This window comes from Micromonospora sp. AMSO1212t, assembly GCF_008868145.1.
Taxonomy (GTDB): Bacteria; Actinomycetota; Actinomycetes; order Mycobacteriales; family Micromonosporaceae; genus Micromonospora; species Micromonospora tulbaghiae.
The window spans coordinates 62,485-81,980 of record NZ_WBKS01000010.1 but is presented as its reverse complement, the minus strand read 5'-3'; the positions used below and the strand labels follow the sequence as shown (position 1 = coordinate 81,980).

General features: G+C 73.1%; 22 protein-coding genes and 3 tRNA genes. 6 read left to right on the top strand and 19 right to left on the bottom strand.

What is annotated here, in order from left to right; translation table 11 throughout:
* Nucleotides 1–118 precede the first annotated feature (118 nt).
* Nucleotides 119–499, bottom strand: a complete 381-nt coding sequence (locus tag F8279_RS05125; protein WP_091414165.1) for a transcriptional regulator — start codon at nt 497–499, stop codon at nt 119–121.
* 2 nt (nt 500–501) lie between these two features.
* On the bottom strand, nt 502–1,197 hold the full coding sequence (locus tag F8279_RS05120; protein ID WP_225853136.1) for a hypothetical protein: 696 nt from the start codon (nt 1,195–1,197) through the stop codon (nt 502–504).
* Nucleotides 1,198–1,411: 214 nt separating this feature from the next.
* On the opposite strand from F8279_RS05120, the gene F8279_RS05115 reads away from it, so the two are divergent.
* Nucleotides 1,412–1,849, top strand: a complete 438-nt coding sequence (locus F8279_RS05115) for an ArsI/CadI family heavy metal resistance metalloenzyme (protein WP_091414169.1) — start codon at nt 1,412–1,414, stop codon at nt 1,847–1,849.
* 63 nt (nt 1,850–1,912) lie between these two features.
* On the opposite strand, the gene F8279_RS05110 is transcribed toward F8279_RS05115, so the two are convergent.
* Both F8279_RS05110 and F8279_RS05105 read right to left on the bottom strand, forming a co-directional pair.
* Nucleotides 1,913–2,347, bottom strand: a complete 435-nt coding sequence (locus F8279_RS05110) for a RidA family protein (RefSeq protein WP_192580631.1) — start codon at nt 2,345–2,347, stop codon at nt 1,913–1,915.
* Nucleotides 2,347–3,171, bottom strand: coding sequence for an NAD(P)-dependent oxidoreductase (locus F8279_RS05105; protein ID WP_225853135.1), 825 nt, complete (start codon nt 3,169–3,171; stop codon nt 2,347–2,349). Before F8279_RS05105 ends, F8279_RS05110 begins: the two co-directional genes overlap by 1 nt.
* 79 nt (nt 3,172–3,250) lie before the next feature.
* On the opposite strand from F8279_RS05105, the gene F8279_RS05100 reads away from it, so the two are divergent.
* A complete protein-coding gene (locus F8279_RS05100) occupies nt 3,251–4,147 on the top strand; it encodes a LysR family transcriptional regulator (RefSeq protein ID WP_151499238.1) in 897 nt (298 codons plus the stop codon).
* Nucleotides 4,148–4,261: 114 nt separating this feature from the next.
* Here the strand turns inward: F8279_RS05100 and F8279_RS05095 are convergent.
* The 8 genes from F8279_RS05095 to F8279_RS05060 form a co-directional block, all read right to left on the bottom strand.
* A tRNA-Phe gene (locus F8279_RS05095) sits at nt 4,262–4,335 on the bottom strand.
* Nucleotides 4,336–4,411: 76 nt separating this feature from the next.
* Nucleotides 4,412–4,485, bottom strand: a tRNA-Asp gene (locus F8279_RS05090).
* Nucleotides 4,486–4,518: 33 nt separating this feature from the next.
* Nucleotides 4,519–4,591, bottom strand: a tRNA-Glu gene (locus F8279_RS05085).
* A 143-nt stretch (nt 4,592–4,734) separates the two neighbouring features.
* Nucleotides 4,735–5,523: a polysaccharide deacetylase family protein gene (locus F8279_RS05080; RefSeq protein ID WP_151499237.1), complete on the bottom strand. Its 789-nt coding sequence runs from the start codon at nt 5,521–5,523 to the stop codon at nt 4,735–4,737.
* 76 nt (nt 5,524–5,599) lie between these two features.
* Nucleotides 5,600–6,547 (bottom strand): MerR family transcriptional regulator, encoded by a 948-nt coding sequence (locus F8279_RS05075; RefSeq protein ID WP_151499236.1) that lies wholly within the window; start codon nt 6,545–6,547, stop codon nt 5,600–5,602.
* Nucleotides 6,537–7,130: an isopentenyl-diphosphate Delta-isomerase gene (gene idi, locus F8279_RS05070; RefSeq protein WP_091414182.1), complete on the bottom strand. Its 594-nt coding sequence runs from the start codon at nt 7,128–7,130 to the stop codon at nt 6,537–6,539. The genes F8279_RS05075 and idi overlap by 11 nt, the downstream gene beginning before the upstream one ends.
* Nucleotides 7,127–8,608 (bottom strand): phytoene desaturase family protein, encoded by a 1,482-nt coding sequence (crtI, locus tag F8279_RS05065; protein ID WP_192580632.1) that lies wholly within the window; start codon nt 8,606–8,608, stop codon nt 7,127–7,129. The genes idi and crtI overlap by 4 nt, the downstream gene beginning before the upstream one ends.
* 29 nt (nt 8,609–8,637) lie before the next feature.
* Nucleotides 8,638–9,792: a polyprenyl synthetase family protein gene (locus F8279_RS05060; RefSeq protein WP_151499234.1), complete on the bottom strand. Its 1,155-nt coding sequence runs from the start codon at nt 9,790–9,792 to the stop codon at nt 8,638–8,640.
* 64 nt (nt 9,793–9,856) lie between these two features.
* Between F8279_RS05060 and F8279_RS05055 the strand changes: the two genes are divergently transcribed.
* Entirely contained in the window at nt 9,857–10,783 is a 927-nt protein-coding gene (locus F8279_RS05055; protein WP_151499233.1) for a phytoene/squalene synthase family protein, read from the top strand.
* Nucleotides 10,780–12,102 carry a deoxyribodipyrimidine photo-lyase gene (locus F8279_RS05050; protein ID WP_151499232.1) on the top strand — a complete coding sequence of 441 codons (1,323 nt, stop codon included), beginning with the start codon at nt 10,780–10,782 and terminating at the stop codon, nt 12,100–12,102. Before F8279_RS05055 ends, F8279_RS05050 begins: the two co-directional genes overlap by 4 nt.
* Before the next feature lie 351 nt (nt 12,103–12,453).
* Here the strand turns inward: F8279_RS05050 and F8279_RS05045 are convergent, their stop codons facing one another.
* The gene (locus F8279_RS05045; RefSeq protein WP_151499231.1) at nt 12,454–13,554 is read right to left on the bottom strand and encodes a serine hydrolase; all 1,101 of its coding nucleotides are present in this window, start codon (nt 13,552–13,554) and stop codon (nt 12,454–12,456) included.
* 91 nt (nt 13,555–13,645) lie between these two features.
* Here F8279_RS05045 and F8279_RS05040 point away from each other — a divergent pair, with 91 nt between their 5' ends.
* Nucleotides 13,646–15,130: an NAD(P)/FAD-dependent oxidoreductase gene (locus F8279_RS05040; protein WP_091414194.1), complete on the top strand. Its 1,485-nt coding sequence runs from the start codon at nt 13,646–13,648 to the stop codon at nt 15,128–15,130.
* A gap of 4 nt (nt 15,131–15,134) precedes the next feature.
* On the opposite strand, the gene F8279_RS05035 is transcribed toward F8279_RS05040, so the two are convergent.
* The gene (locus tag F8279_RS05035) at nt 15,135–15,899 is read right to left on the bottom strand and encodes a crotonase/enoyl-CoA hydratase family protein (RefSeq protein ID WP_151499230.1); all 765 of its coding nucleotides are present in this window, start codon (nt 15,897–15,899) and stop codon (nt 15,135–15,137) included.
* Between the two features lie 83 nt (nt 15,900–15,982).
* Here F8279_RS05035 and F8279_RS05030 point away from each other — a divergent pair, with 83 nt between their 5' ends.
* Nucleotides 15,983–16,834, top strand: a complete 852-nt coding sequence (locus F8279_RS05030) for a Rieske 2Fe-2S domain-containing protein (RefSeq protein ID WP_151499229.1) — start codon at nt 15,983–15,985, stop codon at nt 16,832–16,834.
* 1 nt (nt 16,835) lies between these two features.
* Here F8279_RS05030 and F8279_RS05025 read toward each other — a convergent pair whose 3' ends face one another.
* Genes F8279_RS05025 through F8279_RS05005 form a run of 5 tightly spaced genes read right to left on the bottom strand, consistent with a single transcriptional unit; the run spans nt 16,836 to nt 19,478 of the window.
* Nucleotides 16,836–17,873: a LysM peptidoglycan-binding domain-containing protein gene (locus tag F8279_RS05025; RefSeq protein ID WP_091414201.1), complete on the bottom strand. Its 1,038-nt coding sequence runs from the start codon at nt 17,871–17,873 to the stop codon at nt 16,836–16,838.
* Between the two features lie 15 nt (nt 17,874–17,888).
* Nucleotides 17,889–18,320 (bottom strand): hypothetical protein, encoded by a 432-nt coding sequence (locus tag F8279_RS05020; protein ID WP_151499228.1) that lies wholly within the window; start codon nt 18,318–18,320, stop codon nt 17,889–17,891.
* Nucleotides 18,317–18,790, bottom strand: a complete 474-nt coding sequence (locus F8279_RS05015; protein WP_151499227.1) for a TadE/TadG family type IV pilus assembly protein — start codon at nt 18,788–18,790, stop codon at nt 18,317–18,319. Before F8279_RS05015 ends, F8279_RS05020 begins: the two co-directional genes overlap by 4 nt.
* The gene (locus F8279_RS05010; protein ID WP_091416042.1) at nt 18,787–19,269 is read right to left on the bottom strand and encodes a TadE family protein; all 483 of its coding nucleotides are present in this window, start codon (nt 19,267–19,269) and stop codon (nt 18,787–18,789) included. The genes F8279_RS05015 and F8279_RS05010 overlap by 4 nt, the downstream gene beginning before the upstream one ends.
* On the bottom strand, nt 19,269–19,478 hold the full coding sequence (locus F8279_RS05005; protein WP_013283462.1) for a hypothetical protein: 210 nt from the start codon (nt 19,476–19,478) through the stop codon (nt 19,269–19,271). The genes F8279_RS05010 and F8279_RS05005 overlap by 1 nt, the downstream gene beginning before the upstream one ends.
* Between the last annotated feature and the right edge of the window lie 18 nt (nt 19,479–19,496).

Here is a 19,496-nt window from a genome sequence, read left to right as displayed (position 1 = left end):
CCCTGCTCGCCCGCCCCACCCGCACTCCGTTGATCAAGGAGTTTGTGTCCGGTTCACCGGCTCTCGATGACACAAACTCCTTGATCACCGAGGCGGGGCGGTCGAGCAGGGGAGAGCGTCACGTAAGTGGGCGGTCGTCCGGACCGGCCGAGGTGGAGGTCGGTGCGGTCTGCTGGTGGCGGCGGAGCAGCTCCTGGAGGGCGGCGATCTCGGAGTGCAGGGCCTGGCGTCCCTCCCGGGTGATCCGGATCCACGTCCGTGGACGACGTCCGTGGTAACCCTTCTCCACCTCGATCAGGCGTGCCTCTTCCAGCACAGTGAGGTGCCGGGACAGGTTGCCCGCGGTGAGTTCGAGGGCCTCCCGGAGATAGGCCACCTCCACCCGCTCGCCTTCGGCGGCGATGGTCAGGATGCCGAGCCGGTGCCGTTGGTGGACCGTGTCGTCGAGGCCGTTCGTCGGGAATGGCCCGCTCGCGCGAGGATCGTCCACGGTGCTCACGGTTACCGATTGTGCTGCTTCTTCGCGGCGGCGAGCGCCAGACCCCCGCCGATCAGCAGGATCGGTGCCGGGAGCATGGCGGCGAGCATGAAGCTGAACCGGGTCAGATCGCCGCTTTGCAGGTCGGAGATCTGGAACCAGGCGTTCACGGCGACGAGTACGACGGTGTAGAGACCGACTACCACCCACAGGCTGCGGCTGCGTTCGAGGTGGGCGAGAACCGCCAGACCCACGGCGATCACGAGGTGCGGCAGCATGCCCCGGTTGGCGAGGCCGAGCAGCGGACCGGTCAGCCAACTGGTGCCGCTCGACAGGGGTGCGCTGGTGTTCAACAGCAGGAACTCCAGGACGATCGGAAGGGCGAGGCCGACGAGCGTGCCCGCGATGCCGGCGACGACGTACGCCCGGGTCGGGGTCTGGACGCCGGCTCGCCGGCCGTGCCAGCGGTACCAGGCCAGGCCGGCCAGATAGCCGCCGACGAGCGCGACCAGCCAGTACCAGCCCAGAGCGGCCGACTTCTCCAGGAAGCCGCCGCCGAGACCGGTCAGTGCCGGGCCGTCGGACCCGGCGCGCAGCGGGGGTGGCTCCACCGACTCGACGTACAGCGGCGCGGCCGCCGCAATGAGCACCCCGAAGAGCAGGAGCGGAAGCCAGTACGCCTGACGAGCCGCCCGGGCCTGTCGGCGGAGTGTGGTCATCGAAGCGAGCAGTTCCTGAGCACTGTCCTCGCGGGGTGACTCGGACGGCATGGTTCCTCCCGGCAGCCGATGCGCTGTGACCCAAATAGGTTTGCATCGCAAACCTAACAACGCAAGCGGCAGCGCTTGTTTCGACAGTTCTCTAGGTTGACAGACGTCAAAACAGAAGGCAAAGTTGGTCCTGATTCGACAAGCATCTAGACAGGGAGTTCACATGTCCCGCGTCCAGCTCGCCCTGCGCGTGTCCGACCTCGAAGGCTCCGTGGCCTTCTACAGCAAGCTGTTCGGCGTCGAGCCGGCCAAGCGTCGCCCCGGCTACGCCAACTTCGCGGTGGAGAACCCGCCGCTGAAGCTCGTACTCCTCGAAGGTGAGCCCGGCCTGCCGACGGTGATGGACCACCTCGGGGTCGAGGTGTCCACCACCGAGGAGGTCAACGCCGCGACCGGCCGGCTCACCGAGTCCGGCCTGATCACCCTGGAGGAGAACGACACCGAGTGCTGCTACGCGCTCCAGGACAAGGTCTGGGTACGCGGCCCCGGCGACGAGCCGTGGGAGGTCTACACGGTCAAGGCCGACTCGCCGCAGCTGGAGAAGGTGACCGAGAGCGCCTGCTGCGCCTCGGACACTGCGGCGCAGCCCGCCACGGTCTGACCCGGATACGGCAAGGATCCCCATCGGCGTGTCCGCCGGTGGGGATCCTGCCCGCCGGTTCAGCTACGCCGCGCGAGTGTCGAGCCCCTGGCGGGACCGGACCACGGCCGTGACCTCGACCTCGAGCACAGCGCCCGGCAGGAAGAGTTTGCTGACCTCGACAGTCGTGCTCGCCGGCGGTGGTGTCCCCGGGAAGAGGCGGCGCCGGACGGCCGCGTACGCCGGAAGGTCGGCCAGGTCCGTCATGAACGTGCGGATGTGCAGCACGTCGTCGAAGCTCGCGCCGTGCGCCGCGAGCACGCCGCCCACGATCTCGAAGATCCGTTCGGCCTGGGCGCCGGGGTCTCCGGGGGCCACCACCTCGCCGTCGTCGTCGACGGCGACCTGTCCGGCGAGCATCAGCAGCGCGCCGCCGCCGACATCGATCCGGGCGACGTGCGCGAAGCGGTCGCCGAACGGCGCCGCGACGGATGCGGGGTTGTCCAGGGTGAGGCGCATCAGCATCCCCTCAGGTGTTCGGCTGAGACGAGGGAGGAGAGATCCGCGTCCTGGTCCGGCGCGGCCTGCATCAGGTCGAGGGCGGCCGCGAGCACGGGAGCCGGCACCGGGCGGCGCAGCGCCAGCCGCGCATCCTTCGCCGCCAACGCGACTGCGAACGAGGCGCCCGGCGCGGTGACCCGCCCGACCGCGCCGGCAAGGGCCCCACGGCCGAGCACGTCGAGGGCGGTCTGCCTGTCGACACCGAGCGCCGCGGCGACAGTGAGCGCGTCGTGCAGCGCGGCGACAGCCGTGACCAGGCCCGTGTTCGCGACGAGTTTGACGGCGGCGCCTACGCCGATCGGACCGCAGTGACGGACCGAACCGAGTTGTTCGAGCACCGGAGCCGCCCTCTCCACGGCATCGGCGGAGCCGCCCGCGAAGATCGCCAGCGTGCCGGCCCGGGCGGCGTCGACGCTGCCGCCGACGGGGGCGTCGAGGAGTGAGACGCCCGCCGGAAGCCGGCCCGCCACTGCTCGGACTTCGTCCGGCCCGATCGTCGACATCTGCACCACGACCGTCCCGGGTCGGAGCGCGGTGGCGGCGCCGTCCGGCCCGAACAGCGCCGTCTCGACCGCGTCGGCGTCGGCGAGCATGACGACGACGACGTCGGCCCCGTCGACCGCGGCGGACGGGCTCGCGGCCACCGTGGCGCCGACCGCGGCGAGCGGCTCCGAACGCTCCGGGCTGCGATTCCACACTCGGACCCGGTTGCCACCGGCCAGGAGGCGGCGCGCGATCGACGTACCCATGTGTCCTGTCCCGAGGACCGCGATGATCTTCACGTCGTAACGCTAGGCCGATGAAAGCAATGCGACCAACGAATGTCTCGCATGCCTGCCATGCCCGATTACCATGCCTGCCATGGAGACTCAGCTGCTGGAGGTGTTCCGCACCGTCGCGCGGCACGGCTCGATCACGACCGCCGCCCGCGCCCTCAGCTTCACCCAGTCGGCTGTCTCCCGGCAGATCGCCGCGCTCGAGGCCGACATCGGCGCTCGGCTCTTCGACCGGCTGCCCCGCGGCGTCGCCCTCACCGAGGAGGGACGAGAGCTGCTCCCGCACGCCGAGGCGGTCCTCGACCGGCTCGCCGCGGCCCGGCGTGACCTCGACGACCTGCGCGGGCTCGGCCGAGGGCGGCTGCGCGTAGGTGCCTTCCCGACCGCTGTCGCGGCTCTCGTACCCCGGGCGATGGCGTCGTTCCGCTCGGCCTACCCCGAGATCTCGCTGTCGCTGGTCGAGGGCGTGACGCCGCGGCTGCTGGAGCGCCTGCTCACGGAGGAGGCGGATGTGGCAGTGGTCAGCACCTCGCCCACGGGCGAGCTGGACCGCGAACGATTCGAACTGCGACATCTGCTCGACGAGCGGCTCCTGGTCGCGGTCGCCCGTGACCACCGGCTCGCACGCCGCCGCTCGGTGCGCCTGGCGGACCTCGCCCAGGACGCGTTCGTCGTGGGCTCGGCCACCGCGGAGAACAGCCTGCTCCGCGCAAGCCTGCCCAGCGGCTTCTCGCCGCGCATCGACATCGTCGCGGCCGAGTGGACCGGCAAGCTGGGATGCGTCGCCGCCGGGCTGGGGGTGGCTCTGGTTCCGGCCCTGGCGGTACGCGGAACCCCGCCGGACATCGCCCTGCTACGCCTGCATCCCGACGACGAGTCGGTACGGCAGGTATTCGCGGCAACCGTGCGGGGCAGGACGTCGCCGCCGGCGGTCACGCAATTTCTCGAGCATCTGCGGGCGGAGGCGGCCCGCCTGGGCTGACCACCTCACGTCAGCCGCGACCGGACCGGACAGATGGGCTTGACGGGGTGAAAAGCAGAACGCCGACCTGCGTCTCCGCTGGTCGGCGTTCCTGTAGCCCGGCGAAAGGCTATGTGGCCAGGGGCGGGGTCGAACCGCCGACCTTCCGATTTTCAGTCGGACGCTCGTACCAACTGAGCTACCTGGCCGTGCTGCTCGGCACATGCTACCGCACGGGCCGATACGCAGAACGCCGCGCATGGAGCTGCGCGGCGTCAGCGCTTGCGGTCCTGACGGGACTTGAACCCGCGACCTCCGCCTTGACAGGGCGGCGAGCACTCCAACTGCTCCACAGGACCTGGCTGGTGTTGCATCCGGCGCGAGCCGGACCGTGCCCCCAACGGGATTCGAACCCGTGCTACCGCCTTGAAAGGGCGACGTCCTGGGCCGCTAGACGATGAGGGCGGCCCCGCCATCATTGCACACTCGCAACTTCAAGCGGACTTGCTCCCATCCGGCCCCGCCGGAGGCAGGAGAAGCATATGCCATGCCTGCGCGGACGACCAAACCGGTATCGGCATGACCGCCGGGCCGGGAAAAACCGCAGGTCAGCGCGGTAGGGCGATGCCGAACCTCCGCTTCAGGTCCGGAATCAGGTGCCGGCAGGCAGCCATCGTCTGGGCCCGGTCGCCGCCCGCGTCGTGCATCAGCACGACCGAGCCGTGCCGGGTGGCACCCTTCACCCGCTTGATGATCGTCTTCGCCGGTGGGTGGTCCCAGTCCTGCGGGTCGACGCTCCAGTGCAGCGGGCGCAGGCCCATCTGCTTGGCGATCGTGACCTCCTCGGCCGTCCAGCGGCCGCCGGGCTGGCGGAACCAGGTGATCGGCGCCTTGGGCGCGGCGGCGTGGATGGCCTCGTTCGTCCGTTCCAGGTCGGCCCGGATCTCGGCGGCGGACCGCCGGCCGAGGTTCACGTCGTGGTGCCAGCTGTGGTTGCAGAGCTGGTGACCTTCGCGGACGATCCGGGCGACCAGCTCCGGGTAGCGCTTGGCCTGCTGGCCGACGACGCAGAAAGTGGCCTTCACGCGGGCTGCCCGGAGCTGGGCCAGGATCTGCGGGGTGTAGCGGGGATCCGGCCCGTCGTCGAAGGTGAGCGCCACGCCGCCGCTCCCGCTGGCCCGGTGCAGGCCCGCCGGCAGCTTCTTCGGCACCGGGCGCAGCTTCGGCTTCGCGGGAGTGGTGTGGGTCGGTGAGGGCTTCGTCACCGGCGTCGGTGAGGGTGACGCCGAGGCCGACGGCGGTGCGGCGGCCTTTTCGGGTGACTTGCCGGCTTCGCCGCAGCCGGTGACGAGGAGCACCAGGCCCAGGGCGAGCACCGACAGGGCGCGTGGACGCATTCGTCGCTCCCGGAGGGGTCGGGGTCAGACGGACTTTCCGACCGTAGTGGACGCCGACCCGGAACGGGAGAGGGGTTCAGCTCGTCGTCGACTGGTCCAGCGAGTCCCGTACCGCCACGGCCAGCGACAACGCCTCGGCCAGGTCCACCGGCCGGACCACCCCGGCCGGCAGCGAGTCGGCCCGCCAGCCGGGCCCGGCCGCGAGCACCAGCAGCGGCCGGCGCGGGACGGTCAGCAGCGCGGTGAGCTGGCACGGGTCGGCTGTGGCGCGGGTGTGCGACCAGAGCACCACGGCCGCCGGACCGGTCCGGTTGACCGCCTCCACCAGGGCGGGCACCGGCACCCGGGCCCCGAGCATGCGATAACTCACACCGGCCTCGGCCAGTGCGGCGGCGAGCGCCTCCAGCGGCAGCGAGTGCTGCTCCTCGTCGGCGCAGGAGAGCAGGATCCGGGGCGGCCCCGTGGTCGGGTGGGCCCGGGCCACCGTGGCGAACGCCACCGAGACGCACCGAGACATGAGGTGTTCCACCTCGATCAGCGCGGAGGTGGCGGCATGCCGCTCCCCGATGCCGGCGAGCACCGGCCGCAGCAGCCCCTCCCAGGTCGCCACCACCCCGTCGGTGGCGAGCGCGTCGGCGATGGTCCGGCCGATGGTCACCGAGTCCAGACGCATCGCGGCACGGGCCAGCCCGCGCGCCGCAGGCCCGGCCCGGCCGACCGGGATGGCGGCGCCGCCGCCGTCGCGTACCGTCGAGGCCCTTGCCTTGAGGCCGAGCCGCTCCGGAGGCAGCACGGCCGGCGTCTGCCGGGCCCAGCGGGCGGCCTCCGCGGGCGCGACCCCCTCGGCGGTCAGCCGACGCATGATCTCCAGCCGTGCGAGATCGGCCGGCGTGTAACGCCTGTGGTGGCCCGGTACGTGCTCGCTGGGACCGAGACCGTAGCGCTGGTGCCAGGTGCGCAGCGTGGTGACCGCCACGCCCAGTCGGCGTGCGACGGCCCCCGCGCTCAGCGCCTCATCGGCCACCCGACCGCTCCGGTGCCTCGGTGGCCGGTACGCCCGGCCGGGACGCGTCGGTCGGGTGCAGCAGCCGGTTGACCACACCGCCCAGCCACGGGGCGTACTCGCGGGGGTGGGCGTCCAGGTCGGCCACCACCGCGCCGGGGTCGACCCAGCGCAGGTCGGCCACCTCGTCCGGGTCGGGCCGCGTGACCAGGTCGGCCGGTACGTCGGCGCGCAGGACGTGGTCGTACTCGAACTCGACGCGTCCGGTCGCCGGGTCCTCGGCGTAGTAGAGGTAGACGCCCACCTCGGTGAGGTCGACCGGGTCGACGCCGAGTTCCTCGGCGAGCCGCCGGTTCGCGGCCTCGGCCGGCGACTGGCCGGGCAGCGGGTGGCCGCAGCAGGAGTTCGCCCAGCGCAGCGGGAACCGCGTCTTCACCGCGGCCCGCTGCTGCAACAGCACCCGCCCCTGCGGATCGACGAGGAGCACCGAGAAGGCGCGGTGCAGCCGCCCGGGTGGCTGGTGGGCGGTCGCCACGGTGGTCTCGCCGAGCACCCGGCCGTCGTCGTCGACCAGCTCGACCAGATGGGTCTCCCGCTCGCTCACGACATCGCCCCGGTGATCCGGGCGGCGGCGAGCTTGCCGCTGATCAGCACCATCGGCACCCCGACGCCCGGCTGCGTGCCGGAGCCGACGAAGACCACGTTGTCCAGCTTCCGGTGCAGGTTGGACGGGCGGAACGGCCCGGTCTGGAAGAGGCTGTGCGCGGCGGCGAACGGGGTACCGGCGGCCATGCCCTGCGCGGCCCAGTCGGCCGGGGTGACGGCCTCCATCACCTCGATGCCGTCGCCGAAGCCGACGTAGCCGCGCTCCTCGAGCGTGGTCACGAGCTGCTCGGCGTACCGCTGGGTGAGGTCGCCCGTCCAGTCGAACGGCGCGCGTTCGAGGTTCGGCACCGGCGCGAGCACGTAGTAGGTGTGCTTTCCGGCCGGCGCCACCGACGGGTCGGTGCGGCTCGGGTTCGTCACCAGCAGCGACGGGTCGGTCATCAGCTCGCCTCGGCGGATCACCTCGTCGAACGTCCCCTTCCAGGAGCGCCCGAAGTGAATGTTGTGGTGGGCGATCTTGCCATAGCCCTGCGTCGAACCGATGTGCAGCACCACGCAGGACGGTGAGTAGGTGAGCTTGCGCTGCCGACCGGGCGGGAGCAGGTCCTCGTAGGCGACCGGCAGGTCGGGGTTGAGAACCACCGTGTCGGCGGGGACGAAGTCGCCGTCCGCGGTGATCACGCCGGTGGCGCGGCCGTTGGCGGTCTCCACCCGGGTCACCGTGGTGCCGTACCGGAACTGCACGCCGTGCTTCTCCGCCGCGCCGGCCATGCCGCGCGAGACCGCGTGGATGCCGCCGCGCGGGAAGCACACCCCGGCCACCGAGTCGAGGTACGCGATGACCGTGTAGATCGCCAGCGCGTCGTGCGGCGACAGGCCCGCGTACATGGCCTGGAAGGAGAAGATCCGCTGGGTACGCGGGTCGCGGAAGAACTGGTTGATCTTCGTCTGGAGTCGCCGGAAGGCGCCGTTGGCGAACAGCTTCAACAGGTTGCCCGTGAGCAGGTCGGTCGGCGCGTCGAGGTTGCGCTCGATGAAGTCGGCCCGTTCCCACTGCCAGAGGTTGCGGGCGTAGTCGACGAAGCGCAGGTAGCCGTCCGCCTCCCGGGGGCCGCAGACGCGGGCGATCTCGGCGGCCATCCGGGTGGTGTCGGTGATGACGTCGAGCGTCGACCCGTCCGGGTAGTAGGCGCGGTACGCCGGGTCGAGCGGCGTGAGGTCGAGCCAGTCGGTCAGCTCCTCACCCACCGCGCCGAGCGCCTCGGCGATCAGGTCGGGCATGGTGAGGACCGTCGGGCCGGTGTCGAACTCGTACCCGTCGACGCTGAGCCGCCCGGCGCGCCCGCCCGGCACCGGCTCGCGTTCCAGCACTGTCACCTGCCGGCCGCTGCCGGCCAGGTGCAGCGCGCAGGCCAGCCCACCCAGCCCGGCGCCGACCACGACCACCCGGTCGGTCCGTCCCTTGACGGTACGCATTCCGGCCCCCTTGCTCACGAAGTTGCTCATCATGCCCGCCGCGCCGTGGCGGCGGTGGCGAGGCCGGTCAGCGCTGTGCGCGCGGTCTCGTCGATCGGTGCGGTGCCGAGCGCGGCGAGCGCCTCGGTCACCCGGTCGGAGATCATCCGCTCCACCCGGGCCGCGGCCCCGGTGTCCCGGACCACGTCGGCCAGCCGGTCCACCTCGTCTGCCGAGGTGACCGAGCCGGCCCGCTCCAGAACCCGGCGCTGCGCCGGGTCGGCGAGCTGCCGGGCCAGCATGAGCAGCGCGGTCGGCTTGCCGGTCCGCAGGTCGTCCCCCGCCGGCTTGCCGGTGGTCTCCGGGTCGCCGTACACGCCCAGCAGGTCGTCGCGGAGCTGGAACGCCTCGCCGACGGCCAGCCCGTACCGGGTGTACGCGGCGATGAGCGGGTCGTCCGCGTCGGCGCCGGCCAGGCAGGCACCGAACAGCAGCGGACGCTGGACGGTGTAGCTGGCGGTCTTGTACCGGGCGACCCGCAGCGCCCGGTCGACGGTCCAGTTCGCCGAGTCGTTCTCGCCGAGCACGTCCAGGAACTGCCCGGCGACAGTCTCGACCCGCATCTGGTCGTAGCAGCGCCGCACGTCGAGCAGCCGCTCCGCCGGCACCGCCGCATGCGCCATCAGCCGGTCCGCCCACACCATGCAGAGATCACCGATGAGTACGGCCACGGCTTCGCCGTACCGGTCGGGGTCGCCCGTGTGGCCGGCGGCCCGGTGCCGGGCGGCGGCGGCCCGGTGCGCGGTCGGCAGCCCTCGCCGGGTGTCGGAGGCGTCCATCACGTCGTCGTGCACCAGCGCGAACGTGTGCAGCAGTTCGAGCGCGGACAGAGCCGGGAGCACCGAGCACAGCGGCTCCTCCCCGCCCACCACGCCTCGCCATCCCCAGTACGCGAACGTGGGGCGGACGCGTTTGCCGCCGGCCATTACGCAGTCGCGTGCTGTCGCGGCGAAACCACCCATCGCTGCGTCGATCTCGCTGAGCGAGTCGACCTCCGCGGCCAGGAACGCCGCCAGCGTCTCGTCGACTCCCTTGATCAGGTCTTTGGTGAACGCGGCCAGTACGCCGCGGACCGGATCGTCCGTCGCCCCGGGCTGAGCCGGCGCGACGCGGAGCGCATTACCCGCAACTGCGTCGTTGGCCATGTGGGCGAGCGTACCCTAGGGTTACGAGTTGCGTCGATTTCTGCGTCGAAACTGAGGAGGGCCGATGGACACGGATCTGACCGCTGCCTATGACCGTTGCCGCGAGCTGCACCGGCGTCACGGCCGTACCTACTATCTCGCCACCCGGCTGCTCCCCGCCTGGAAACGGCGGCATGTGCACGCCTTGTACGGCTTCACCCGGTACGCGGACGAGATCGTCGACCGCACCGAGGACCTGCCGCCCGCCGAGCGCGCGGCCCGGCTGCGCGAGTGGTCGGATCGATTCGTCGCCGGGCTGCACGGTGCGTCGGTCGACGACCCGCTGCTTCCCGCGGTGCTGCACACCATCGCCGTGTTCGACCTGGACCGAGGCGACTTCGCGTCGTTCCTGCGCAGCATGGCGATGGACCTGACGGTCATGTCGTACCCGACCTACGACGACCTGCTCGACTACATGGAGGGCTCGGCCGCGGTCATCGGCACCATGATGCTGCCGATCCTGGGCAGCTCCGACCCGGTCGCCGCCCGCGAGCCCGCCCGTCAGCTCGGCTTCGCGTTCCAGCTCACCAACTTCATCCGGGACGTCGCCGAGGACCTCGACCGGGGCCGGACCTATCTGCCCGACGAGGACATGGCCAAGTTCGACGTCACCCGCGAAGACCTGCTCGCGGCCAAGGCAGCCGGCCGCACCACGCCGCGCATCCGCGAGCTGATCGAGTACGAGGTGACTCGCGCCCAGGCCCACTACGTGGCCGCCGCGCCGGGCATCCCGCTGCTCGACCCGGCCTCGCAGGCGTGCATGCGCACCGCGTACGCGCTCTACGGCGGCATCCTCGACGAGGTGGCCGCGCAGGACTACGACGTCTTCGTCCGCCGTGCCCTGGTGCCGCGGCGGCGCCGGATGGCGGTGGCCGCGCGGGCGCTGCTCACCCCGTCGGGCACGCCGGTGCGGGTGCCCGGCCCGGCACTGGAACCGGCCCTGGCCGGATGACCGGCCGGACGGCGGTGGTGCTGTTCACCCGCGACCTGCGGGTGCGCGACCACCCGGCGCTCGCCGCCGCCTGCTCCGCGTTCGACCGGGTGGTGCCGCTCTACGTGCTCGACCCGGCGTTGCAGAAGCTCTCACCCAATCGCATCCGATTCCTGCACCAGAGCCTGGCCGACCTGCGCGAGGCGCTGCGCAAGCGCGGCGGCGACCTGGTGATCAGGCGCGGCGACCCGGTGGCCGAGACGGTCGCACTGGCGCGGAAGGTGGGCGCCGAGGGCATCGGCCTCTCCGCCGACGTGAGCCGCTACGCGCACCGCCGGGAACGCCGCCTGCGTGCCGAGTGCGACAGGCACCGGATGTTCCTGCGCGTGTTCCCCGGGCTGACGATCGTCGAGCCCGGTGCGCTGCGCCCCGGTGGCGGCGACCACTACCGCGTCTTCAGCCCCTACTTCCGGGCCTGGCAGGGCGTGCGGTGGCGGGACGAGCTGGCCGCACCGAAGCGGGTCCGGCTGCCCGACGGCGTCGACCCGGGCCGACTGCCCGACCCACCGAAGGGCGACAGCCCGGACGCCGCCGCCGGCGGCGAGACCGTCGCCAGGCGCCGGCTCACCGCCTGGCTGCCCACCCTCGACAGGTACGACGGCATCCACGACGACATGGCCGGCGACGAGACCTCGCGGCTCAGCCCGTACCTGCGCTTCGGGTGCGTGTCGCCGCTGGCCGTGGCGAACCGGGCGGGCGACCGCGACGGACCGTTCGTCAGGCAGCTCTGCTGGCGCGACTTCTACCACCAGATGGTCGCCGGTTTCCCCGACCTGTCCACGGTCGCCTACCGGCGCGGCGCGCGCGAGGGCTGGCGCGACGACGCGCACGCCTTCGACGCCTGGGCCGAGGGACGGACCGGCATGCCGATCGTGGACGCCGGCATGCGCCAGCTGCGCGCCGAGGGCTGGATGCACAACCGGGCCCGGCTGATCACCGCCGGCTACCTGACCAAGCACCTCGGGCTGGACTGGCGGCCCGGCCTGGAGGTCTTCTTCCGCCGGCTGCTCGACGGCGACCGGGTCAACAACTCGGGCAACTGGCAGTGGGTGGCCGGCACCGGCAACGACACCCGGCCGTACCGGGGCTTCAACCCGGTGCGGCAGGCCGAGCGCTACGACCCCGACGGTGCGTACGTGCGGCGCTGGGTGCCCGAGCTGGCGTCGGTGGCGGGCAAGGCGGTCCACCAGCCGTGGCGGCTGCCCGACGAGGTACGCCGCACACTCGACTACCCGCCGCCGCTGGAGGTGCCCGGCACCGACCCGGTCTGGCTCCGCTGACGCCGCTCGCTGCTCGCCGCCCGCTGCCCGCCGCCCGCTGGTCGCGGCCCGCCGTCCGGTCGCGGCCCGCCGTCCGGTCGCGGCCCGCCGCCCGCCGGGGTCACGCTCAGTGATTCCTACCCGCCGCGGCCTTCCGCCTCTCGTCCCCTTTGCTCTGCAGCCATATCCGCATCGGTTGCGGAAAGTGACCGTCGCGGCCTTGCGCGGTTTTCGGACCTGCGAGGAAGTCCCTGCTCAGCGCAGTGCTGCGCCAATGGCTGCAGAGCAAAGTCGGAAAAGGGAAGACGCCGCTGCTCGGCCGTGCGAATGCGCTGCGTGACGACGCCTCGGATCACGGAACGTGACGGGAGGTCAGAGGCAGGAGTGCAGCGCCCCCACCAGCTCCTCCACCCGGTCGTGGTCGGCCAGCCGCGCGGTCGCGTACGCGAAGGTGTAGCCGCGCTCCGGGTCCGCCCAGGCGCTGCTGCCGCCGATCCCGCCCATGCCCCAACTGCCGTCCGGCTCCCACTGCATGCCGAGCGTCCAGTCCACCGGCCGGTCCAGCAGCAGGTCCGGGCCGGAGTACTGCACCCGCGTCGCCTCCGCGACCAGCTCCGGGCTGAACAGCCGCACCCCGTCCAGGGTGCCGCCGGCGAGCAGGCCCGCGTACAGCCGGGCGAGCCCGGCGGCGGTGGCGTGCAGGTTCACCGCCGGGATCTCGGCGGCGCGCCACAGGTCACTGTTCACCATCGCGACGTCGCGCCCGCCCGGCGGGTTGTCCAGCGCCCGCGCCCGCAACGAGCCCGGCTCGCCGCGCATCGCGTCCGGCCAGGCCGGATCGGCGTACGACACGTCGGCGCACCGCCGCCGGTCGGCCTCACCCAGCCCGAAGGCCAGGTCCAGGCGCCACGGTCCGGCGATCTCCTCGGCCAGGAAGTGACCCACCGGCCGCCCGTTCACCCGGCGGACCAACTCGCCCACCAGGTGCCCGTACGTCCAGGCGTGCTCGCCCGCGACGGCGCCCGGCGTCCACTCGGGCTCGGCCGCGGCCAGGTCGGCGCAGAGCAGATCCCAGTCGGCGACGGCGGCGGCGGGCCGGGGCACCGGGAAGGCGGGCAGCCCGGCGGTGTGGGCGAGCACCTGCCGTACGGTGGCCGACGCGCGGAACCCCGGCCAGTACGCCGAGACCGGCGCGTCCAGGTCGACCCGGCCCCGGTCGACGAGCAGAAGCAGGCAGAGCGCGACCACCGGCTTGCCGACCGAGTAGACGTCGACGAGCGTGCCCGGCAGCCACGGCCGGTCCGCCCCGGCGGCCGGTACGACAGTGCCGGGTGGAACCGCGGCGGTGGTGCCGCCCACCAGATCGATCACCGGTACGCCGTCGTGCCACACCGAAAGCGACGCGCCGGTCTCGCGGCCGGTGGCGAACAGGTCGTGGAAGCAGTCCCGGACCGGGGCGAAGCGCGCGTGCATGCGGCCACGGTAGGCGGTCGCGTTCTTACCGGCGCGGGAATTCCGGGCCGGTGCGGTGGCCGGTGCCCCGGAGGTGCGGAATGCTTGCGGAATGGCGGAGCCGGAACTGGTGGACGTGGTCGTGGTCGGGCTCGGCGTCGGCGGCGAGGAGGTGGCCGGGCGGCTCGCCGAGGCCGGCCTCACCGTGGTCGGCATCGAACGGGACCTGGTCGGTGGCGAGTGCCCCTACTGGGGGTGCGTGCCGAGCAAGATGATGATCCGGGCGGCCAACGCGCTGGCCGAGGCGCACCGGGTCAACGAGCTGGCCGGGTCCGCCCAGGTGCAGCCCGACTGGGCACCGGTGGCGAAGCGGATCCGGGCCGAGGCCACCGACACCTGGGACGACAAGGTGGCGGTGGACCGGTTCACCGGCAAGGGCGGCCGGTTCGTCCGGGGCAGCGGGCGGCTCGACGGCCCGAACCGGGTACACGTCGGCGACCAGGTGTTCCAGGCCCGCTACGGCGTGGTCCTCGGCACCGGCACCCGGCCCTCGGTCCCGCCGATCGACGGGCTGGCCGACACGCCGTACTGGACGAACCACCAGGCCATCGAGGTCGAGGAACTGCCCGCGTCGCTGCTGGTGCTCGGCGGCGGCGCGATCGGGCTCGAACTCGCCCAGGTCTTCGCCCGGTTCGGCGTGCGGGTGACGGTGATCGAGGCGGCCGACCGGGTGCTCGCCGCCGAGGAGCCGGAGGCGTCCGCGCTCGCCGCCGACGCGCTGCGCGCCGACGGGGTGGAGATCCACACCGGCGTCAAGGCCGGCCGGGTCGGCCACGACGGCGACACGTTCACCGTGCACGCCGACGGTGCCGAGTTCACCGGCGAGAAGCTGCTCGTGGTGACCGGCCGCAAGGCGCACCTGGATGAACTGGGCCTGGACACCGTCGGGGTGGACGCCGGTCAGCGCTACCTGCCGGTGAACGACCGGATGCACGTCACCCGGGGGATCTGGGCGGTCGGCGACCTCACCGGCGAGGGCGCGTTCACCCACATCGCCATGTACCAGGCCGGCATCGTGGTGGCGGACCTGCTCGACCACATGCGGCGTACCAAGGGTGGCCCGGACGCCAGCGGCACCGCGAGTGTGGTGGGCGGCGCGGCCGGCGTGGTCAGCGCGGTCGGCGGCGCGATGAGCGCGGGCGGATCGACTGCCGCGCCGGGCAGCGTTCCGGTCGCCGACTACCGGGCGCTGCCCCGGGTCACGTTCACCGACCCCGAGGTCGGCGCGGTCGGCCTCACCGAGCAGCAGGCCCGCGAGCGCGGCGTCAACGTCCAGGTCGGGTACGCCGACCTCACCTCGTCGGCCCGGGGCTGGATCCACAAGACCGGCAACGCCGGGTTCATCAAGCTGATCGCCGACGCCGACCAGGGCGTCCTCGTCGGGGCCACGTCGGCCGGACCGGCCGGTGGCGAGGTGCTCTCCGCGCTCGTCGTGGCGGTGCACGCGGCGGTGCCGATCAGCCAGCTCCGGCACATGATCTACGCGTACCCGACGTTCCACCGCGCCATCGAGGACGCGTTGCGCGCGCTGAAGTGACGCCTCAGCCGGCCGGCGCGCCGTGCCGGCCGGCACCGTCGGCGAACCGGCCGGCGCCGCGCACCCCGTCCACCGCGAGCGACTCCAGGCCGTAGGCCAGCTCGGCCGCCATCGCCTCCGGCTCGGGCAGCCCCGCGCCGGCCAGCACCGCCGCCCGGTCGTTGCGCAGGCACGTCTGCGGGGACCGGGCGATTCCGGCGGCCAGCTCCTCGGCCGCCGCGCGGGCCTCGCCCGGCGCGACAAGCCGGTTGACCAGACCCATCGCGTACGCCTCGTCGGCGCGCACCGGACGGCCGGTGAGGATCAGGTCCATCGCGCGGCTCTCGCCGATCAGCCGGGGCAGCCGGACCGTCCCGCCGTCGATCAGCGGTACGCCCCAGCGTCGGCAGAACACGCCGAGCGTCGCGTCCGACTCGGCGACCCGCAGATCGCACCAGAGCGCCAGCTCCAGCCCGCCCGCCACCGCGTACCCGGAGATCGCGGCGATCACCGGCTTGGACAGTCGCATCCGGGTCGGGCCCATCGGTCCGTCCCCGTCGGGCTCGACGCGGTTGCCGCGCGGCGTGCCGACGGCCTTGAGGTCGGCACCCGAGCAGAATGTGCCGCCCGCGCCCCAGAGCACCGCGACCGCCGCGTCCGGGTCGACGTCGAACGCGCGGAACGCGTCGGCCAGCGCTCGTGCGGTGGGCCCGTCCACGGCGTTACGGGCCTCGGGCCGGTCCAGGATCACAGTGGTCACGGCACCGGCGTGCTCGACGCGTACCCCCATGGGCAAAGCATGCCCGCGACGCACCTGCGAGGGAATTCCGGGGCGTCCGGTTTGGGGGCTCTCCTGCCGGGAAGTCGGAACGGGTGCGCGAACTACTGACGAAGATCGAACAGGCCACCGGTCTCGACCGGGTGGGTGACCGGTTGCAGCGCGCCGTCCAGGGCACGCTGCGCTCGCAACGGGTGCGCGACGCGCTGCACGGGGTGTGGCTCGGCCATCCGCTGCACCCCGCGATGGTGCAGGTGCCGGTCGGCGCCTGGATCTCCGCCGCCGTGGTGGACCTGCTGCCCGGCCAGCGCCGTGCCGCCACCGCGCTGGTGGGCCTCGGTACGGTCAGCGCGGTGCCCGCGGCGGTCGCCGGGCTCAACGACTGGGCCACGCTCACCCGCGACCAGCGCCGGATCGGGCTGGTGCACGCCGCCGCCAACACGGTCGGCCTGGCGCTGTACGCCGGCTCGTTGGCGGCCCGGCTCAACGGGCGCCACGGACTCGGCCGGACGCTGTCCTATCTGGGGCTGTCCGCCGCGAGCGGTGGGGCTTACCTGGGTGGGCACCTCGCGTACAAGCAGGGCGCCCAGGCCAGCCAGAGCGTCTCCGAGATGCACCTGATCAGCGACGGGTGGCACCGGGTCGGCGACCTGGGCAGCCTGCCCCGGCACGAGCTGGTCACCAAGAAGATCGACGACGTCCCGGTGATCCTCTACCGGGACGGCGACGACGTCAGCGTGATGCTGGAGCGCTGCCCCCACCAGAGCGGCCCGCTCGGCGAGGGCAAGGTGGAGCAGATCGACGGCCACGCCTGCGTGGTCTGCCCCTGGCACGGCAGCGCGTTCCGGCTCGACGGCGGCGAGGTGGTGCACGGTCCGGCCGCCAACGACCAGATCGTGCTCCCCAGCCGCGTGGTGTCCGGCCAGGTCGAGGCCCGGCTGCCCTGAGTCAGTCCCGCCGGTGCCGTCCGCTCGACAGCGCGCGGGCGGGCACCGGCCGCTTGCGCAACCCGAGCAGCGCGCCGATCTGCGCACCCACGATGCTCGCCACGGCCAGCACCGCCGAGATGGCGAGCGGACGGTTGATGCCTTCCTCCGCGGTGGCCCGGGACGCGCCCGCCGACATGGCCGGCGGCTGACCGACAGGCGCCTCCACGGTGGGCGTCGCGTCCCGCGGCGTCGGCTTGGGCTTCGCCTTCGGGGTGGTCGAGGAGGCACCGCCGCCACCGGGTTTGACGGGTGCCGTCTCGGCCGGCTTGGTGACCACGATCCGTCCGGTGGCGTGCCGCCGGGCACCCGAATCCGTCGCGCCGTCCGGCAGCGTGATGAGCTGACCCGGGCGGATCCGGTCCGGGTCGGCGAGCCGGTTCAGCCGGGCCAGCTCCTTGTATCTGTCGAAGTCGTCCAGGTAACGGTCGGCCACCTCGCCCAGGTAGTCGCCCTTGGCGACCCGGTACACGGCCGGTTCGCTCGTCTCCGCCGCGACCGGCACCGCCGGTGACGCGACACCCGGCGCCGCCGCCGGAGCGGTGAACGCCGGAGCTGCGACCGTCGAGGCCGCGACCACCGGTTGCGGGGCGGTCAGTGCGGGGGCGCTCGCCGCGGCCGGGCTCGCGACCAGGATCAGCGCGACCGAACCGACGAGCGCGGCGGCCGCCTTCTGCTGGCGGTGCATCCCGGGCAGCTTCGGCGCCGGCCGGCGTACCGCCGCCGCGAGCAGCTCCACCACGACGGAGAACGCGAACGTGGCCCAGCCGAACCAGCCCACCACCGCCAGCGCGCGCAGGAACAGTTGACCGTCGTCACGGCTGGTCAACGCCGTACCGACCTCGGCCAGCGTGGGCAGATGATCCGGCAGCGGGTTGCCGGCGAACGCCAGCAACGCGACCGGCCCGCCGGCCAGCACGCCGACGAGCACGACGAGGGCGCCGAGGCCGGTGAGAACCTGGCCGGCGCGGCGGACGGGGGAGCGTCGGGGTGCGCCCATGGCGGCCTTCCCTTCCTATGGTGGGCCGGTGAGCGCCCGAGCGGTGGCCTCACCGGTGACGGTGGCGGTCTTCTGTGCGCCGAACAGACTCAGCAGGTCCCGGCTGTAGGTGATCTGCACGCTCACCCGGATCTGGGTCTCGGTGCCGACCACGGGGAAGTCGACCTCGTGGTCCTGGACGCCGCCCGCGGCGCCGAGGTAGGCGGCGACCGCGGCGCGGGCGGCGACCTGGTCGATCTGCTTCGGGCCGCCCTCGATGGCCCGCGCGCGGTCGATCATCTGGCCGCCGGCGCGGGCCGCCTCGGCGGCCAGGTTGTCCGCGCGCTGGAGCGTGCGCAGTTGACCCGCGCCGTCGTAGGCCAGGCCGATGATCGCCAGTGCGCCGGTCATCGCCACGGCCAGGAACAGGCTCACCCGGCCGTTCTCCGCCTCGCCCCGCCCGGTCATCCGCGGCTCCGGTAGGTGTCCAGCGGCGAGGTGAACCTCGCCGAGACGGTCTTGCCGCCGGGCACGCCGGGCAGGCCGGGCGCGCTCAGGTCGTCGAAGGAGACGGTGCAGGTCACCGTGACCGTCACGGTCGCCGGCACGCCTGCGGCGCTCTGGTACGCGGCGGCGAAGCTCGTCGTCGTCCCGGCCACCGAGCCCGCGAGATCGATCTGGGGTGGGCCGGTGCAGTTCAGCCCCGCCCAGCCGAGCTGGTCCTGGGCCGCCTCCTCGGCGGCCTCCGCACCGTCGTCGGCGTTGCGGGCCAGCGAGGCGGCCCGGGCGGCGTCGTGGGCGGCCGACTCCACCGCCTCGTCCGCGATCGCGGTCCGCCCGGCGACCCCGGCCAGCACCATCAGCCCGATGAAGGCGGGCGCGAGCACCGCCACCTCGATCGAGACGGAACCCCGGTCCCGTCGTGGCCCGGCGCTCATCCGGTGGTCCAGCGTTCGGCCGGGCCGTGCGCGGTCTGCGTGACCTCGAACGAGACGCCCGGGATGACCGACAGGGAGCGTCCCTGCACCGTGCAGGTGACGCCGGTGGCGGTCTCGACGCAGGTCGGGCCGGTCTGCTCCCAGCCGACCAGCCAGTCCCCGGCCTGCTGCAGGAAGCTGATCGCCCGCTGCCGTCCGGCGTCCGGCCCGGCGTCGATCGTGCGCTGGGCGTTCACAGCGGTCTGCGCGGCGTTCAGCGCGGTGGACCGGGCCACGAACCAGACGGCGACCTGGATCGAGCCGAACAGCATCACCAGGATCACCGGCATCACCACGGCCAGCTCGACCGGGTTGGCGCCCCGCTCGCCCTCGGCCAGGCGGGCACGCAGGGCAGCGGCGAACCGCCCCGGACCGGGCGGGCCGGCGGGCCGGCCGGCAGACGCCGGCCGGCTCCGGACCGTACGGGCGGGGCGGGGCATCACGGGGCCTGCGGCGCCGTGTTGTTCGGGATGGCGTTCATCCAGTTGTTCGCCTTGGCCAGGGCGAGCCCGGTGACCGCCATGGCCACCGCGACCAGGCCGAAGATGATCACCGCGGTCGGTACCGGGCTGTCGCCGCGCTCGGAGTCCCGGCGCAGCTCGGCGAGGCGGGTGCTCACCGCCACGTACAGGTAGGCGTAGAGGTGCATGGTCGTCTCCTTCTCGAA